This window comes from Anaerostipes sp., assembly GCF_018381315.1.
Classification (GTDB): Bacteria; Bacillota; Clostridia; order Lachnospirales; family Lachnospiraceae; genus Anaerostipes.
This window is the reverse complement of sequence record NZ_JAGZSD010000004.1, coordinates 181,246-198,000: the sequence shown is the minus strand read 5'-3', so window position 1 is coordinate 198,000 and position 16,755 is coordinate 181,246. Positions and strand designations below refer to the sequence as shown.

Here is a 16,755-nt window from a genome sequence, read left to right as displayed (position 1 = left end):
AGGCTCCCAGCGATGTATGCTGCGGAGCCTGTATGAAAAATAATTGAAGAGGTGGCACATATGTGTGGTATTGCAGGATTTTGTAATCCTCATAACAGGTATCAGGAAAACAGCGGACAGTGGAAGAATATTCTGGACCAAATGAATCAGGTCCAGAAGCACCGCGGTCCGGATGATCAGGGAACATTTTTGGAAAATGGGTGCGGCCTGGCCCATGTACGTCTTTCGATCATTGACTTATACACCGGGCATCAGCCTATGGTCAGAGAGGAATCCGGCCGTAAGTTTGTCATCGTCTATAACGGTGAGATTTACAACATGAAGGAACTGAAACAGAAGCTGAAAAAAGAAGGCGCAATCTTTAAGACAACCAGTGACACAGAAGTCATCCTGGCGGGATACATCCTTCACGGACCAGCTTTTGTAGAGGAGCTTAACGGCATCTTTGCAGTGAGTATCTGGGATTCCGCAGAAAAGAAACTGTTTCTGTTCAGAGACCGGCTGGGAGTAAAGCCTCTGTTTTATGCATTTGCAGGACAGACGCTGGTGTTTTCGTCTGAGATCAAAGGCATTTTTCAATATCCGGGAATCGAACCGGTCATTGACCGGGACGGACTTGGTGAGATTTTTGGACTGGGACCTGCGAAATCCTATGGAAAAGGAGTGTTTCAGGGTGTTTCAGAGGTGCTTCCGGGTCATTTTCTTGAGTACGGTGTGGAGGGGCTGAAAGACCACACATATTGGAAGCTTGAGAGCAGGCCCCATGAGGAATCTTATGACCAGACAGTCGAAAAGCTGTCCTACCTGGTTCATGATGCAGTAAAGATGCAGATGCTTTCAGATATTCCAATCTGTACATTTTTATCAGGGGGAGTGGACAGCAGCCTTGTTACAGCCATTTGTGCCAAAGAGCTTGGCAGACAGGGAAAACAGCTGAATACATTCTCTTTTGACTTTGTGAATAATGACCGGTATTTTAAGGCAAATTCATTTCAGCCGTCCCAGGACCGCCCTTGGGTGGACCGGATGGTAGAGGCGTCAGGAACGAATCATACGTATTTGGAATGCACCAACGAGCAGCAGATTGAAAACCTGTACCGGGCAGTGGACGCAAGAGACCTGCCGTGTATGGCTGATGTGGAATCTTCACTTCTTTATTTCTGTTCTGAAGTTGCCAAAACCAAAAAGGTTACGCTGACTGGTGAATGTGCTGACGAGATTTTCGGAGGATATCCGTGGTTCCATAAAAAAGAGTGTTTTGAAGCCCACGCATTTCCGTGGTCCATGGATATGGAACCAAGAAAGGCCCTCTTAAGCGACGATGTACTCCAGGCAGCAGATATTGAAAACCATGCCAGAAGAGCGTATGAAAAGACCATCGGGGAAACTCCAAGGCTGCTGGGGGAGAATCCCACAGAAAGCAGGAGAAGAGAGATCTCCTATCTGAACCTGAAATGGTTTATGGTGACACTCTTAGACCGGATGGACCGAACCAGCATGTTTTCAGGACTGGAGGCCAGAGTGCCGTTTGCTGACCACAGAATCGTGGAATATATGTGGAATGTGCCGTGGGAAATGAAATGTCCGGGCGGCATGGTCAAAGGCCTGCTCAGGGCTGCAGGAGAAGGAGATCTTCCAAATGAGGTTTTGTACAGAAGGAAAAGTCCGTATCCCAAAACGTATCATCCAGAGTACGAAAAAATGCTGGGAGACCGGCTTCGGGAAGTAATTGCCGATCCAAATGCTCCGATCCGGAATCTGATCGATAAGAAGAAAACAGAAGAGTTTTTAAAAAGTCCGTCAGACTATGGAAAACCATGGTATGGACAGCTGATGGCCGGACCGCAGATGGCAGCCTTTATGCTCCAGGTAAACTACTGGCTGGAAACCTATCATATTGCTGTTGTATAAATGAAAAATGCAGGAGATTGTTCAGATAAAAGAACAATCCCCTGTGTTTTTTATGTTTTTTCCTCTGTATCATGGTATAATAAAAATAAGATATCGATCGGTCTTACCAGCCGTATGACATCTTTTGCAGGCATAGACATACCTTCGTTTCGGAGGCAGGAGGAAGGGTTATCAATGTGGTTATCAATTGTTGTTTATGAGCAAAGGAGTGATGTTTATGAAAGAGAACAGGATCATATGTATTTCCAGGGAATTCGGAAGCGGAGGCCATGAACTGGGAGAGCGCCTGTCTAAGCGGCTGGGTATTAAGCTGTTCGACAGCGAGATTATAACAAAGGTGGCAAAGATGGGCAATGTGCCCGAAGATTTTGTGGAAGAACAGGGAGAAGTGAGGGATTTCAGAGGATTTCTTGGGGTAATGCCTGCAGGGCATGTGGCTACAGATATCACCCGTGATTTTGTGGTAACCTCTGAGAAGTTATTTGCTCTCCAGTCGATTGCAATCCGGCAGATGGCAAAGGACGAAGGAGCCTGTATCTTTGTAGGCCGGTGTGCGGATGTCATTTTACAGGATCAGGCAGAATGTATCTCAGTTTTTGTACACAGCCCGCTGGATGACAGGGTCCAGCGGATCATGGATCTCAGGCAGGTCACCGAGAAGGAGGCCAGAAAACTGATTAAGAGAACCGACAGGGAAAGGGCTTCTTATCACAACTACTATACAAAGATTAAATGGGGCCATCCGAGCAACTATCACATGGTCCTTAACATGGGAAAACTGAGCATGGAAAATGCGGTGGATCTTATTACATATTATGCAGAACGCTAGAATGACAGGCGCATAGAAAGGAGAGGTGCCATGAGACCGAATACGATTATATGCATTTCCAGAGAATACGGCAGCGGAGGCCATGAGATTGCAGAGAAGCTTTCCAGGGACTTGGGGATTAAGCTGTTTGACAAGGAACTGATCGCCAGAGTGGCAAAGATGGCAGATGTATCTGAGGAGTATGTAACCCAGAGAGAAGAATCCGGCGATTATGCCTATATTTTTGGGGTGCCCATCGGACATCCGGCTACCACGCCGATGGATGAATGTATCCTGACACCGGAAAAGCTGTTTGTGATTCAGTCTATTGCCATCCGCCAGATTGCAGAACAGGAAAAATCCTGTATCTTTGTGGGGCGGTGTGCAGATGTTATCCTGCAGAAACTTCCGGGCAGCCATTCCTTCTTCATTCACAGTTCTGAGGCTGTGCGGATCCAGCGGATCATGGATATGGAGAATGTCTCTGAAAAGGAAGCAAAGCGCCTGATGAAAAAGGTAGACAGAGAGAGAGCTTCCTACCATAACTACTATACAAAGATTAAATGGGGCCATCCGAGCAACTACGAGATGGTGATCAATACCGGACGGACAGGGATTGACAAAGCGGTAAAAGTCATAGAATCCTATCTGGAAGAATAAAATCAAGAGGCAGGTGGAAAACCATCTGCCTCTTTTTACTGCATGGGAAATTCCTTCAGAATCCCCTATGTAATAAAAAAGCACTCCGTGCAGGGTGCGCACAAATGCACAGAGAAATTATTTACCTGTGCATTTGGCGCGCAAAAGGAATCTTTCAGCGATAAGTTTTTCTTCACTATTGCAGTATGGCACCTTCTGTTCAGATGTCATTCTTATCCAGCAGACAATACGTCCATGTTCTGCATGATTGGAGCGAGGCATTCTAAGAGCCGAACGGAAATCATGTGGAACATGTCATACCCACAGGGCATCCCGTATTTTATGCCCTTCGGGTAGACGCGCTTCGCACGATAAGGTATGACATTTTGACCAGTTCTCCGGCTTGCTGTCTCAGGAATGTAAGATTTTCTAACTTTCAGCAAAGGCTCTCCGGCGGCCCGTTCGGAACTCGCTGACGCTCAAACAGCCTCACTACCCATAAAACAGCAGATGCCTTTTAGCGATAAGTTTTTCTTCACTGTCGGAAGGAGGCCTTTCCAGAGCCGACTGGAGATAGTGGAGAAAAACTCATACCCACAGGGCATCCCGTATTTTATGCCCTTCGGGTAGACGTGCTCCGCACGATAAGGTATAATATAAGCAGCAGCTTGGTTATTGTTTGTGCTAGAAATTGGGAGGTTATATGACTATGGAATATAAAGATTTAATTGAAAGCAAAAACTCCGTGAGAGACTATAAAGAGAAGGCAGTTGACGCTGCTACAGTCAAGAAAATTCGGGATTTTGCCCAGACTTGTGAACGCTTGGACAGCAGTATCGGGATTGACATCCGTTTTATGGACAATGACACGGTTTACCGCCAGCTGGATGGGTATGCGGGATATAAAGGGATTTTGATCAATGCTCCGCATTATATGATTGTGCTGTCAGAGAAAAAGGATCATTATATTGAGAACGGCGGATATGTAGGAGAGTCCATTTCTATCAAAGCTCATTCCCTTGGAGTAGACTCCTGCTGGATTACTTTTAAAGACAGCCATACGGTCATTGAAAAGCTGAATATTGTCACAGATAAGGAAGTTGTGGCGATTATGGCATTGGGATACGGAAAGAAGCGTTTTAAAAAGGTTACAGGGAATGTCACATTGGGCAAGGGATATGCCAATGCTGATTTTCAGGTCAAAGACAGTGTATCTTCGCCGAGGATGCCTTTGGAAGAGATTGTTTTTCTTGATACATGGGGAAACAAAGCCTCAGTGGATGAACTGGTGAACAGGGCTGTCTATGAGCCTTTAAACTATGCCAGAATGGCCCCTTCAACGTTAAACCGGCAGCCGTGGAGATTCATCATTGACGGCGGACTGCTGATCCTTGCTGTCAGGGACGATGAGGAAACCAATCTTTATGAGGAACAGATTGATGCAGGCATTGTCATGCTGTACTGCAAAAAGGTGATGAGAGAAACCTTATGTGAGATCAGCTGGAATCTGGAGCCAGTGGAAAACAAGTACGGGATTCCGGACAATTATAAGATTGTTGCATCCTGCAATATGTAATCTGCTTTGCGCAGGGAAGGCCAGTTCAGTGAACAGCTTTCCCTGCGCTTTTTTGCTGCATAGGAAATTATTTGTCTTTGGTAAGTCAAAGTATCGGCCGATGCCCCATCTGGAAACGGACAGCCAAAATTTACGGGACAGTGATTTATATTTATGAGCGAAAATGGAGAGTATAAGAAGACCGGTATATCTGTAAAACAAGAAAATCTGTCTTTGAGCTTCCTGCATTTTTTTCGGCAATAGAAAATGATTAGAAAAACAAGAGGCATCAATCGCAGAAAGTTTAAAAAAATATAAAAAAACCATTGCGCTTGTCGAAATTCCGTGGTATATTAATAAAGCTGTTGGGCTATCGCCAAGTGGTAAGGCACAGGATTCTGACTCCTGCATCCGCTGGTTCGAATCCAGCTAGCCCAGTTAGGTTCCGCTTTAGGCGGAACCTTCTGAAATCATTATGACATTTTATATGGGTGTGTAGCTCAGGTGGTAGAGCACTTGACTTTTAATCAAGTTGTCCGGGGTTCGAATCCCCGCACGCTCAGTTCCGTATCAGGAAGATCAGGGCAAAGATCTGATTCGTATATTTTGGCAGAAAAGTAAAAAAGTAGTTGACATAAGATTTTTGCTGTGATATATTGATAAAGCTGTTGGGCTATCGCCAAGTGGTAAGGCACAGGATTCTGACTCCTGCATCCGCTGGTTCGAATCCAGCTAGCCCAGTTTTAAGTTCTGTTTCATCAGAATTTTTACAATTATATAATCAGGGTGTGTAGCTCAGGTGGTAGAGCACTTGACTTTTAATCAAGTTGTCCGGGGTTCGAATCCCCGCACGCTCATCGGACTCCGTTTCAGAAGAAACGGGGTTTTTTTATTTCATAGGAAAGTGCGCCTTATGAAATAAAAAACGCTCCGCGAGGTGAAATAAAAAACGCTCCGCGAGGATCGCACTGCGGCGATAAGGAATCATGTCGCCAAAGCGACCCGCCGCAGGCGGAGAATCCCGCAAGCGGGATTCTATCTTGTTGCATAGGAAAGTGCGTCCTATAAAATAAAAAAGCACTCCGTGCAGGATGCGCACATATGCATACAAATCCACTTTGTTCTTATCGAGGTATTTGGGAGGTATTGAAATGAAAATTGACCGTCTGATCGGAATTATCACACTTCTGCTCAGAAATGACAGAGTCACGGCACCTGAACTGGCTGAGAGATTTGAGGTATCCAGGAGAACCATCAGCAGAGATATTGATGCCATTTGTCAGGCAGGAATTCCTCTGATCACAGAACAGGGTTATGGGGGAGGAATCCGTATTGCAGAGGGCTATAAGCTGGACAGGACTGTTTTTACGAAAGCGGAATTGAGGGCCGTTTTTGAAGGACTTCAGAGTATTGACAGTGTTTCCAGGACATCGGTTACTTTAAGGCTCATGGAAAAATTATCTGTGGATCCTGAAGACACAGTTTTAACAGAGGGAGCTGTGCTTATTGATCTGGCATCCCATTATGAAGAATCTTTAAAGGAAAAAATAGAGGTTATTAAACACGCAGTATCTGCACGGCATACAATTACCTTTTGTTATTATTACAGCAAAGGAGAGGAATACAGGGAGATTGAGCCGTATCTGCTTTTATTTCAGTGGTCTTCCTGGTATGTGTATGGATTTTGCAAAAAAAGACAAGAATTTCGAATGTTTAAGCTGAACAGGCTGTGGGATTTAACGGAGACACAAGAAAGCTGTCCGGTGAGGAAACCAGATGAGGCAAAGAAGGATTTTAAAGACTATTTCAGGCAGGATTCGTTTTGTCTGAAAGCAGTGTTTGACAAATGTGTCAAATACCGTCTTATTGATGAGTATGGAATAGACTGCTTTGCGGAGAATGATCAGGGCAGTCTGGTTTTTGAATGGGAATTTGTAAATTATGAAAATATGAAACAGTGGGTTTTGAGTTTTGGAAGCCGGGTGACGGTCATGGAGCCAAAGTGCCTGGTGGATGATCTTATGGAAGATTTAGAGAAAAGCCTGAAAAGATATTTAAGAACATGACATACAGATGTCCGGTTCCTGCTGATATACTGAGAATATTCAGAAAACAGGAGGAAAAGATATGTTAAAAATGACGGCAGCAGGTTTATTTGTAACTGATATGGAGAGAATGGTTTCCTTTTACAGGGATGTAATGGGGATGGAGACAGAGTGGGACAAAAGCCCTAATGCAGAACTATATTCAGGAGATATGCGGCTGATTATGTATGGGCGGGATGACTTTGAGAAGATGACTTCCCGTATATTTGGTTATCCGAAGGGAATAAACGGAACTGTGGAACTGGCCTTTGATGTGCCTGCGTTTGAGGATGTGGACCGGGAATATAAAAGAGCAGTGGAGGCTGGGGCAGAGCCAGTTCTTCCGCCGGTGACCGAACCGTGGGGACAGAGGACGAGCTATGTGGCAGATCCGGAGGGGAACCTGATCGAGATCGGCTCATTCGGCAGCCGGGAGACGGAATCTTAAAAAAGTGTATTGACAAATACGGAGATTCCGTGTAATATTTCAAATAACCTATAGGGAAGATAGGAAATCACCAAGAAGGAGTTACCGCTATGAATTTTATCAAGGCATATGAAAATTTCATGATGGATATGATGGGTATGGAAATGCAGATGCAGAGCATGTGCAGTTCTTTTGCGTACAATCAAATACCGGAACATCATATTTGTATGGATATTTCTTAAACGCCGATAAAAACATCATAACGGTTAAGAGATGAGGAGACCATGCATGGTCTCCTTTTTTTATTGCATAGGGAATTCCTTCAGAATTCCCTATGCAATAAAAAGCACTCCGCGAGGATCGCACTGCGGCGATAAGGAATCATGTCGCCAAAGCGACCCGCCGCAGGCGGAGAATCCCGCAAGCAGAATTCTTTTCTGTTACATAAAAGTCTGAACGGCCGCAGACTTTGCTTATATTAAATGATGGTGATTTCAGATTAAGAAAAGTAAAATATGGTTTGTATAAAAATGGAGGAACGTATTATGAAAAAATCGTTGAAAAAGTTTACCGGAATCGTTATGATTGGAGTATTGGTATTAAGTGCACTGACAGGGTGCCAAAGCAAAAAAGCCAGTGCGGCAAAGGACATTACAATCGGTGTCTGTGCAGGTCCGTATGGCGATATGGTGAAAAAAGCCATTGCTCCGTCTTTGGAGAAAAAAGGCTACCGTGTATCGGTCAGGGAATTCAGTGATTATGTACTGCCGGACCAGGCTTTGGCTAACGGGGAGATCGATGCTAACTTAATGCAGCACACTGCTTATTTAGAAAAATTTGCAGCCGACAACAACTTAAAGATCAGCAAGGTAATCGCTGTTCCTACAGCCGGAGCCGGAATATTTTCAGACAGCATTAAATCCCTGAAGGAATTGAAAAAGGGAGATAAAATCGGGATTCCCAATGATCCTTCCAATTTGGCCAGAGCACTCGGGATTCTCAGCCAGGAAAAGGTTATTACCTTAAAGAAAGGGATCGATCAGACAAAGGCATCGGAAAAAGACATTGCAGAAAATCCGAAGAAATTACAATTTGTCACGCTGGATGCGGCACAGATTTCGAGAAGTCTGGACAGTGTTGCAGCGGGAGTCGTACCGGGGAATTATGCATATGCAGCAAATTTGGATTTTTCCAAGGCTTTGGCAGTGGAAACTCTGGCAGAGCAATATAAAAATGTGATTGCGGTAAAAACTGACGATGTGGAAGGCAGGCTTGGAAAAGACCTGAAAGAAGCAGTAGAGTCTGAAGCGTTTTATAAAGCAGTGGCAGATCAAAACAGCAGCTTCCGTTCTTTTCAGAAACCGGACTGGTGGACAGAAAAATACGGAGAAAAATAAACGAAAAGAGAAAGGTGAGAGACTGTGATTGAATTAAAGAATATCGGAGTAACATTTCAGCAGAATAAACAGGAATTTCAGGCGGTTAAGAATGTAAACCTGACCATTGAGAAGGGAGAAATTTTCGGCATCGTAGGACCCAGCGGCGCGGGGAAGAGTACTCTTGTCAGAGTGATCAATCTGCTCCAGCCGCCTACAAGCGGGCAGGTGCTGATTGAAGGGAATGAGATCACTTCTTTAAAGAGGAAAGAGCTGAGCAAAGTCCGGCTGGATATCGGTATGATCTTCCAGCACTTTAATTTAATCAGCGGCTCTACCATTGCGGAGAATGTGGCATTTGCCCTTCATGCCAATCATTATCCAAAAGATAAGATACAGGGAAGAGTCAGAGAACTTCTGGAGATGGTGCATCTGCCGGAAAAGGCAGATTCCTATCCGGCAAACTTGAGCGGCGGGCAGAAACAAAGAGTGGCAATTGCAAGAGCATTGGCCAATGATCCGAAAATTCTGCTCTGTGATGAAGCCACATCGGCACTGGATCTGGAGAACACAGAAGAGATTGTGGCACTTCTGAAAGAAATAAATGAAAAATACAACATTACGATTGTATTTATCACCCATGAGATGGAAGTTGCCAAGAAGCTGTTTGACAGGATTGCATTTATGGAAAGCGGTGAGATCAAGGAGGTGCGTGATATTTATTCTGCATTTGCGGAGCCGAGGGAAGAGATCACCAAAAGTCTTGTAGAGCGGGTGCTCAATGTGGGTGTCCCGGAAGAAGTAAAGATTTCTGAGGATGAGGAACTGGTGAAACTTTGTTATACAGGGGAAAAAGCCTATGCTTCTGTCATCAGCCAGGTTTCCAAACAGTTTGATGTTGTAATTGATATCATCAATGGAAAGATTGATTATATTCATAAAAAACCGCTGGGTGTACTGATTGTGATCCTGAGAGGGAAAAAGAGCGAACGGGAAAAAGCCCTTCGTTATATGAAAGAAAATGTTTACCGTTTAGAAGAGATAGAGGGAGGCCGATAAGATGAAGGAAACAATGGAGATCATTAAGCTTGAATTTGGAAATGCGACAATAGAAACCATACAGATGGTGCTGATTGCTATGCTGGCAGCTGTGGTATTCGGATTGCTGATCGGTCTGGTTCTGCATCTGACAGCCAATCCTTTGTTTTACAAAAACCGTGCAGTCAATGCGGTAGCCGGGACTATCATTAATATTATCCGGTCCATGCCGTTCATTATCCTGCTTGTTGTCCTGCTTCCGCTGACCAGGATTATAGTGGGGACCAGCATCGGTGCGGCAGCAGCGGCGGTTCCTTTATCCATCGCATCAGTTGCATTTTATGCAAGACTTGTGGAAGGCTCTTTCAGCGAAATAGACAAGGGAGTTGTGGAGGCAGCTGTGGCTACCGGTGCAAGTGTCTGGCTGATTATCCGAAAGGTGTTGTTAGTGGAAGCCCTTCCAAGTCTGATCCGCGGGCTGACGGTGACGTTTGTCAGCATCATCGGATATTCTGCCATGGCAGGAAGTGTCGGAGGAGGCGGAATCGGAGATCTGGCTATCCGGTACGGATATAACCGATATGAAACAGGGGTTCTGACTTTTACAGTGATTGTGCTGATTATTATTGTCCAGCTTGGACAGTGGATCGGAGATAAGGTGGCGTTAAAATTTACGAAACGGTAGGTGATAACTTTGGATGGACTGAGTTGTGTGATACCTGACAGTGAGCGGGTTATCTTTGACAGTAATATAGAAGAAAAATATTTATCAGACACTTTGGGCAGACTGAAAGGACGGGCAAAGGCTCTGGTATTTCCTGAATCGGCCAAAGAGGTCAGTGATGTTATGAAATATGCATATAAGAATGGGATTCCTGTCACACCCAGAGGTGCGGGGACCAATCTGGTAGGGTCCACAGTTCCGGCAGACGGTGGGATCGTTTTGGATCTGTCCCGGATGAACCGGGTACTGGAGATTGATCGGGAGACTTTTACGGCAACAGTTGAGCCAGGGGTGGTTTTAAAAGATTTTCAGGAGCTGGTGGAGGCGGAAGGTCTATTTTATCCGCCGGATCCGGGAGAGAAGACAGCAACCATCGGAGGAAATATCAGTACCAATGCAGGCGGAATGCGTGCGGTGAAATACGGGGTCACAAGAGACTATGTACGGGGGCTCGAGGTAGTGCTCGCCGACGGCAGTGTGGCCAGTCTGGGAGGAAAGGTGGTAAAGGACAGCTCCGGCCTGTCCCTGAAACATCTGATGATAGGTTCAGAGGGAACTCTGGGTATCATCACGAAGGCTATTGTTAAACTGACAGTAAAGCCTCAGACATCACTGAGTGTCCTGCTTCCGTTTGATGATTTACATACAGGCATCCGGGCTGTTCTAAATGTAATCCGGGGAAATCTTGACCCGACGGCAATTGAATTTGTGGAAAAAAAGGTAGTTGCCCTTGGAGAAGAGTATGTCGGGCTGACATTTCCTTATGAGAATGCTGCGGCATATATTCTGCTGACGTTTGACGGAGATGACACAGAAGAAATATATAAACGGGTGGAGAAGCTTTCGGCTGTAGCAGAAGAAAGCGGTGCCAAGGATGTTCTGGTGCTTGAAGATCAGGAAACCATTGATGCGGTGTGGAAAATCCGCGGTGCTCTGGTAAAAGCGGTGGAGGCAAAATCAGAGCAGGAACCGGTGGATATTGTAGTCCCAATCAATAAATCTGCAGAATTTATTGAATATATCAATCAGCTGGAGAAAAAGACCGGCGTACAGATGGTAAGTTTTGGACATGCAGGGGACGGCAACGTACATCTGTGTGTGGTCCGCGGCAGCCGGACACAGGAACAGTGGGAGGAAGACCGCAGGAAAGTACTTGCTTTTGCCTATGATAAGAGCAGCGAGCTGGGCGGGCTGACATCAGGCGAGCATGGCATCGGCCTCAGCAAAAAGAAATATTTGAAAAAAGCTGCGGACCCGTTAAACCTTCAGATGATGAAGCAGGTAAAGCTTTCGTTAGATCCGAAAAACATATTAAATGCAAATAAAATTTTTGATTAGAAGGTTTTCTTCGCAGCAAAACATGTGGTAAAAACTTAGAAATTTTGTAAAGGTATATTTTCCTTTTCATTGGAAACAATAGTGGTATCAAATAATTATTCCAAAGGAAAAGGAGAGTTCATAATGAAAAAGAAATGTTGGATGCTGACAATGGCTGCAGTCCTCACATTAAGTGTTGCTGCAATGTTCACAGGATGCTCAAACAAAAATGATGCAACAACTACAGAAACTAAAGGAGAGGGCGCTTCTACAACAGCCACTAATAATGACCTGGGAGATGATGTGGAAGACGCAGCAGATGATGTTGCAGACGGTGCAAAAGACCTGGCAGATGATGTTGCCAATGGGTTTGATAATTACGACGACGCTCATGACTATCTGATCAATAGACTTGGATCTGACGGAAATGGACAGTATGAAGTAAGAAATAAAGAAGAAAACGTTTCTGAATACAGAGACGGAGCCAAAGGATATCATTTTGAGATTTATGACACATCCACAGATTCCGGAAAGAAATACGGAGATTTCTACGTTGACAAAGACAACGGAAAAATCTATAAGAAAAATACTGATACAAAAAAAGTAGAAGAATATAAAGTGAAAAAGAAATAAGAGTCTTAAGAAATCCTTGCTTATCCTGTTCAGATATATCGGGACTGGAACGGCAGGGATTTTTTATTGTATAATAAAAATCAAAGCACAGTCAAAAAGGAGGATGCAATGAAATATAGTCAGCTGAAAGGGATTCTGACAGGAATGTTTGACAGCGGGAAATTACAGATGCTGCCGCAGGAATGGGGATTTTATAATGAAATCGAAAGGGAGATCAGATGCATCGGATATGCCACAAACCTTACCAGAGAAATCATAGAACAAGCCAGTAGGGAACGTGTGGATTTTCTGATTACTCACCATGACTCCTGGGAATTTATTTATGGTCTGAAGAAATGCTGCAACCGGCTGCTGGATGAAAATAAAATTACACATGCATTTTTTCATGCGCCGTTAGACGACGCAGATTTTGGCACAAGTGCATCCTTGGCAAAGGCACTTGGAATCAGGAATATAAAAAAAGTGATGCCATATGCAGAGGTGTATTATGGCGGTGTGACAGGGGAAATAAATCCTGTAAGTTTTGATTTGTTTTCTAACAGATTGGCGGATGTTTTACAGGAAAATATACGCTGTTTCCGGAACAGCGATCAGCTTATAAAGAAAGTAGCGGTGGCGGCAGGCGGAGGCAATATGACCAGTGAAATGAAAATTGCGTCAGAGGCCGGATGCGATACATATGTGACCGGAGAATATGTGCTGTATTCTCAGCAGTATGCACAACATGTGGGAATGAATCTGTTTGTGGGAAGCCACACAAATACAGAAATACTTGGAGTGGAATCGCTGGTTCGCGGGATCACCAAAGGTACGGATATCCGCCTTGTGAGAATAAAAGAACCAAATTATTAAAGGGGTCTTCCTAGGACCGGTCAATAGAGATATGCTGGATTTATCGGACGAAACGGTCAATGGAGGAGGAAAAATGAAGGATAAATTTTACCAGCTTCCCCGGGATAAGCGGGAACGGATGATAGAAGCCGGCTATCGTGTGTTTGCAAAAAATGAATATAAAAGGGCATCCATGTCAGCCATCGCAGATGCAGCGGGAATATCCAAATCCCTTTTATTTTACTATTTTACAAACAAAAAAGAATTATATTTATTTCTGGTCAGCAATGCCCTGTATCTGACGCAAAAGACCGCCAGACAATACCGGGTATCGGAAACCAAAGACTTCTTTGAAATGCTTTGCCGCAATCTTAAGGCAAAATGTTCTCTTTCAGTGAAATATCCGTATATTTCGGCATTTTCATTGAAAGCGTACTATGAACAGAATCCTGAAGTAAAAAAGGATGTATGCAGGCTCATTGACAAACAAAATCAAATTGGCCGGCATGAGTTTCTGGAATCCATGGATGGCAGCCTTTTCCGGGAAGACATTGATTTAGAGATGATGTTTCAGGAGATTACACTGGCCTGCGAGGGTTACTTGTACCACACATATCATGAAGGCTGGATAGACTTTGGGCAGGTAGAGAAAGACTTTGGAGACTTGATCACTCATTGGAAAAACATATATCTAAAGAGGTGACGGAAATGAAATTTCATGAATTTGGGGATAAAGACCTGCCTCATGTTGTGCTGATCCACGGAGGTGGACAGGCTTGGTGGGCTTATTTAAGGCAGGCACGGATGCTCTCCCCGCAGTATCATGTGATCCTGCCGACTTTAGACGGACATGGAGAAGAATATGCCGCAGAGTATATCTCCACCGAAGACACTGCAGAAAAAATCATTACATATATCGACGAACATTGGGGCGGCAGTGTTTACGCCATCGGAGGAGTATCCCTGGGAGGACAGATCGTCATCGAAATATTATCGAAGAGGCCGGACTTTGCGCAAAAAGCCATCATAGACGGGAGCCTCTGCCTTCCCCAGCCCAGACTTGCAAGGTGCTGTATTGCCGCAGTGAGATGCTGCTGGCCGCTGATGTTCAGCAAAACTGCCAGCCGGATGGAGCTGGAGCTGCTGAAAAAATTTATGCCTAAGATGTCTCTTCCAAAAGAAATTTCGGACTATTATCTGAGAGATATGCCTCATTTCAGAAAAGAGACCATGTTCACCATCTACCGCACTTATATGGCTCAGTACCGGATCGATGACCGGATAAAAAAGGTGACTGCACAGGTCAGGTATTGGTACGGATCCAAAGAGATGAAATGCGTAAAAAGGTCAGCGGCATATTTTAAAGAATTGGTGCCGTCCTGTGAAATCTATGAGGCAGAGGGATACGGACACGGTTATCTGGCAGTTTATCTTCCAGAAGAATGGATGAAAATTGCAGGACCGTTTTTGTCACAGGATACCTAAAATGAGTGTGGCCTTTCCAGAGCCGACTGGAGACAGTGGAGAAAAACTCATACCCACAGGGCATCCCGTATTTTATGCCCTTCGGGCTGGCGTGCTCCGCACGATAAGGTATGACAAAAGTGTTTTACATGACGAAAATCAGCCATGTAAAACACTTTTGATAGAAAATCCAAGTCACTGATAATACAATGCAGACAGGAGGTATGACAAAATGCATTTCAGTAAGCAGATAAAAAAGTACAGACTTGAGGCAAAGCTGTCTCAAGATGAATTGGCAGAGAAGATCTTTGTCACAAGACAGACTATTTCTAACTGGGAAAATGATAAAAATTATCCGGATATACATAGTTTGCTGCTTCTTAGTTCTGTGTTTGACATTTCTCTTGATACTTTAGTGAAAGGAGATTTGGAGGAGATGAAAGAACAAATTAAAATGGAGGATATTAAAAAATTCAACCGGGACAGCATTGTGTATTCTCTGCTGCTTTTTGTGTTAATTGTATCAGCAGTTCCGTTGTTTCTTTATTTGGATTATATTGGGGTTGCAATTTATGCGGTATTGTTTGGAATTTCAATGTATTATGCTTGGCGTATTGAAAAACAGAAAAAAGTTCACGACATTCAAACTTATAAAGAAATAACGGCCTTTATGGAAGGAAAGCACTTGGATGAAATCCAAAAGTACCGGGAGTCCGGGAAGCGGCCGTATCAGAAGGCGGCATTAATGGTCTGTGCGGGACTGATAACATTGGCGGTTTGCGCAGGTCTGATGTTTTTGCTGAGTTGATCTATAAGAAAATAAAATTGAAACACAGGCAGCTGATTCAGAATGAGAATTGGCTGTCTATTTTATTTTCACCAGAATAAGGTTGTTTTCTTTTTTTTCCAATGTAGTATAATAGGACTGTAATTATTAGTAGTAACTAACGGAAAGGATAGGACTCGAAATGGGACTGACCATTTATTACCAGAAAGAGAAAAAGGGACTGAAGCTTGTCCGCTGTTATGGAAATGATGCTTCCGTGGCACTTCCGGATCATGTGGACGGACAGCCTTTTAAAGTTTTGGGAGATTATGCATTTTCTGAGTGGAAGAAAAAGGAAGAGGAAGATGTACAAATATATGAAACAGATAACGGCACCTCATTTGCCTGTAAAAAAGGACTTCTCTGCGGAAACAGGATAGAAAGTGTCCGGCTTCCAAATCAGATGGAGGAATTAGGAAAGTATGCATTTTATGGATGCAGCCGTCTTAAGACGCTGATATTTTCAGATGCGCTGAAAGGAACCGGAACCGGCGTATTTAACGGATGTAAACTTGGCCATGTAGAAATTTTTGGTGAGCATGGAAAGAGTTCATGTCTGAAAGAGATTGTCGGGGAGGTGCGGTATGAGATGTCTGCCGCTCTGCATTACCGGATGGAGGATGGTTCTGAGGAGACTGCTAAACTGATCTTTCCTGAATTTTATGAAGAAGCGGTTGAAAATACACCGGCCAGGATCATTGAAAAGTATTTTAATGGGTCCGGCTATAAATACCGCCAATGCTTTATGGGACGGGAAGTGGATTACCAGGCATATGACCAGCTGTTTTCAACGGCTGTGGTAGAAGAAAGGCCGGAGCTTGTATCCGAAATTGCAGTCAGCAGACTCCGGTATCCATACGGGCTTGGCAGCCGGTCAAACGGCGAGTATACGGCATATATCAAGGAACATGCACAGGAGACTGCCGTGGGATTTGTAAAAAAACACGACTTGGAGGCACTGCGGTTTATGACAGAGAAAAGTCTTTGGAGTGAGCCGGCGATGGAGGCTTCGATAGAACAAGCAGCCGGACAGCAGGACGGTGAATGTATGAGCTATTTGATGAATGAAAAGCACCGTCTGTTTCCTCCAAGGAAAAAAATATTTGAATTATAGTTAGGAGA

17 protein-coding genes and 4 tRNA genes are annotated in these 16,755 nt (G+C 44.3%); all 21 read left to right on the top strand.

The window, feature by feature from the left end:
• Nucleotides 1–60: 60 nt before the first annotated feature.
• Nucleotides 61–1,911, top strand: a complete 1,851-nt coding sequence (asnB, locus tag KH180_RS04460) for an asparagine synthase (glutamine-hydrolyzing) (protein ID WP_290756944.1) — start codon at nt 61–63, stop codon at nt 1,909–1,911.
• 217 nt (nt 1,912–2,128) lie between these two features.
• Nucleotides 2,129–2,740, top strand: coding sequence for an AAA family ATPase (locus KH180_RS04455; RefSeq protein WP_290756941.1), 612 nt, complete (start codon nt 2,129–2,131; stop codon nt 2,738–2,740).
• Between the two features lie 30 nt (nt 2,741–2,770).
• Nucleotides 2,771–3,379, top strand: a complete 609-nt coding sequence (locus KH180_RS04450) for an AAA family ATPase (protein WP_290756938.1) — start codon at nt 2,771–2,773, stop codon at nt 3,377–3,379.
• Between the two features lie 688 nt (nt 3,380–4,067).
• Nucleotides 4,068–4,934 (top strand): nitroreductase family protein, encoded by an 867-nt coding sequence (locus tag KH180_RS04445; RefSeq protein ID WP_290756935.1) that lies wholly within the window; start codon nt 4,068–4,070, stop codon nt 4,932–4,934.
• A 345-nt stretch (nt 4,935–5,279) separates the two neighbouring features.
• Nucleotides 5,280–5,351, top strand: a tRNA-Gln gene (locus tag KH180_RS04440).
• Nucleotides 5,352–5,402: 51 nt separating this feature from the next.
• Nucleotides 5,403–5,475 (top strand) — tRNA-Lys (locus KH180_RS04435).
• A gap of 107 nt (nt 5,476–5,582) precedes the next feature.
• A tRNA-Gln gene (locus tag KH180_RS04430) sits at nt 5,583–5,654 on the top strand.
• A 43-nt stretch (nt 5,655–5,697) separates the two neighbouring features.
• Nucleotides 5,698–5,770 (top strand) — tRNA-Lys (locus KH180_RS04425).
• A 294-nt stretch (nt 5,771–6,064) separates the two neighbouring features.
• Entirely contained in the window at nt 6,065–6,979 is a 915-nt protein-coding gene (locus KH180_RS04420; RefSeq protein WP_290756932.1) for a helix-turn-helix transcriptional regulator, read from the top strand.
• A gap of 61 nt (nt 6,980–7,040) precedes the next feature.
• Entirely contained in the window at nt 7,041–7,445 is a 405-nt protein-coding gene (locus tag KH180_RS04415; protein WP_290756930.1) for a VOC family protein, read from the top strand.
• An 89-nt stretch (nt 7,446–7,534) separates the two neighbouring features.
• On the top strand, nt 7,535–7,666 hold the full coding sequence (locus KH180_RS04410; protein ID WP_290756928.1) for a hypothetical protein: 132 nt from the start codon (nt 7,535–7,537) through the stop codon (nt 7,664–7,666).
• Between the two features lie 303 nt (nt 7,667–7,969).
• The gene (locus tag KH180_RS04405; RefSeq protein ID WP_290756925.1) at nt 7,970–8,821 is read left to right on the top strand and encodes a MetQ/NlpA family ABC transporter substrate-binding protein; all 852 of its coding nucleotides are present in this window, start codon (nt 7,970–7,972) and stop codon (nt 8,819–8,821) included.
• Between the two features lie 24 nt (nt 8,822–8,845).
• Nucleotides 8,846–9,859: a methionine ABC transporter ATP-binding protein gene (locus tag KH180_RS04400; protein WP_290756922.1), complete on the top strand. Its 1,014-nt coding sequence runs from the start codon at nt 8,846–8,848 to the stop codon at nt 9,857–9,859.
• A 1-nt stretch (nt 9,860) separates the two neighbouring features.
• Nucleotides 9,861–10,523: a methionine ABC transporter permease gene (locus KH180_RS04395; RefSeq protein ID WP_290756920.1), complete on the top strand. Its 663-nt coding sequence runs from the start codon at nt 9,861–9,863 to the stop codon at nt 10,521–10,523.
• Entirely contained in the window at nt 10,524–11,900 is a 1,377-nt protein-coding gene (locus tag KH180_RS04390) for an FAD-binding oxidoreductase (protein WP_442859901.1), read from the top strand. It abuts the gene before it with no gap.
• A gap of 123 nt (nt 11,901–12,023) precedes the next feature.
• Nucleotides 12,024–12,512, top strand: a complete 489-nt coding sequence (locus KH180_RS04385) for a ubiquinone biosynthesis protein (RefSeq protein ID WP_290756916.1) — start codon at nt 12,024–12,026, stop codon at nt 12,510–12,512.
• A 108-nt stretch (nt 12,513–12,620) separates the two neighbouring features.
• On the top strand, nt 12,621–13,364 hold the full coding sequence (locus KH180_RS04380) for a Nif3-like dinuclear metal center hexameric protein (protein ID WP_290756913.1): 744 nt from the start codon (nt 12,621–12,623) through the stop codon (nt 13,362–13,364).
• Between the two features lie 73 nt (nt 13,365–13,437).
• Nucleotides 13,438–14,046, top strand: coding sequence for a TetR/AcrR family transcriptional regulator (locus KH180_RS04375; protein WP_290756910.1), 609 nt, complete (start codon nt 13,438–13,440; stop codon nt 14,044–14,046).
• Nucleotides 14,047–14,051: 5 nt separating this feature from the next.
• Nucleotides 14,052–14,828 carry an alpha/beta fold hydrolase gene (locus KH180_RS04370; protein WP_290756908.1) on the top strand — a complete coding sequence of 259 codons (777 nt, stop codon included), beginning with the start codon at nt 14,052–14,054 and terminating at the stop codon, nt 14,826–14,828.
• 211 nt (nt 14,829–15,039) lie between these two features.
• Entirely contained in the window at nt 15,040–15,615 is a 576-nt protein-coding gene (locus KH180_RS04365; protein WP_290756906.1) for a helix-turn-helix domain-containing protein, read from the top strand.
• Between the two features lie 160 nt (nt 15,616–15,775).
• A complete protein-coding gene (locus KH180_RS04360; RefSeq protein ID WP_290756903.1) occupies nt 15,776–16,747 on the top strand; it encodes a leucine-rich repeat domain-containing protein in 972 nt (323 codons plus the stop codon).
• The last annotated feature ends 8 nt before the right edge of the window (nt 16,748–16,755 follow it).

Excerpts from the sequence above, each read along its gene's own strand:
- KH180_RS04375 (WP_290756910.1), top strand. The coding sequence starts at position 13,438 with ATGAAGGATAAATTTTACCAGCTTCCCCGGGATAAGCGGGAACGGATG.
- KH180_RS04455 (WP_290756941.1), top strand. The coding sequence starts at position 2,129 with ATGAAAGAGAACAGGATCATATGTATTTCCAGGGAATTCGGAAGCGGA.
- KH180_RS04445 (WP_290756935.1), top strand. The coding sequence starts at position 4,068 with ATGGAATATAAAGATTTAATTGAAAGCAAAAACTCCGTGAGAGACTAT.
- KH180_RS04380 (WP_290756913.1), top strand. The coding sequence starts at position 12,621 with ATGAAATATAGTCAGCTGAAAGGGATTCTGACAGGAATGTTTGACAGC.
- KH180_RS04360 (WP_290756903.1), top strand. The coding sequence starts at position 15,776 with ATGGGACTGACCATTTATTACCAGAAAGAGAAAAAGGGACTGAAGCTT.
- asnB (WP_290756944.1), top strand. The coding sequence starts at position 61 with ATGTGTGGTATTGCAGGATTTTGTAATCCTCATAACAGGTATCAGGAA.
- KH180_RS04370 (WP_290756908.1), top strand. The coding sequence starts at position 14,052 with ATGAAATTTCATGAATTTGGGGATAAAGACCTGCCTCATGTTGTGCTG.
- KH180_RS04415 (WP_290756930.1), top strand. The coding sequence starts at position 7,041 with ATGTTAAAAATGACGGCAGCAGGTTTATTTGTAACTGATATGGAGAGA.
- KH180_RS04395 (WP_290756920.1), top strand. The coding sequence starts at position 9,861 with ATGAAGGAAACAATGGAGATCATTAAGCTTGAATTTGGAAATGCGACA.
- KH180_RS04405 (WP_290756925.1), top strand. The coding sequence starts at position 7,970 with ATGAAAAAATCGTTGAAAAAGTTTACCGGAATCGTTATGATTGGAGTA.
- KH180_RS04450 (WP_290756938.1), top strand. The coding sequence starts at position 2,771 with ATGAGACCGAATACGATTATATGCATTTCCAGAGAATACGGCAGCGGA.
- KH180_RS04410 (WP_290756928.1), top strand. The coding sequence starts at position 7,535 with ATGAATTTTATCAAGGCATATGAAAATTTCATGATGGATATGATGGGT.
- KH180_RS04385 (WP_290756916.1), top strand. The coding sequence starts at position 12,024 with ATGAAAAAGAAATGTTGGATGCTGACAATGGCTGCAGTCCTCACATTA.
- KH180_RS04420 (WP_290756932.1), top strand. The coding sequence starts at position 6,065 with ATGAAAATTGACCGTCTGATCGGAATTATCACACTTCTGCTCAGAAAT.
- KH180_RS04365 (WP_290756906.1), top strand. The coding sequence starts at position 15,040 with ATGCATTTCAGTAAGCAGATAAAAAAGTACAGACTTGAGGCAAAGCTG.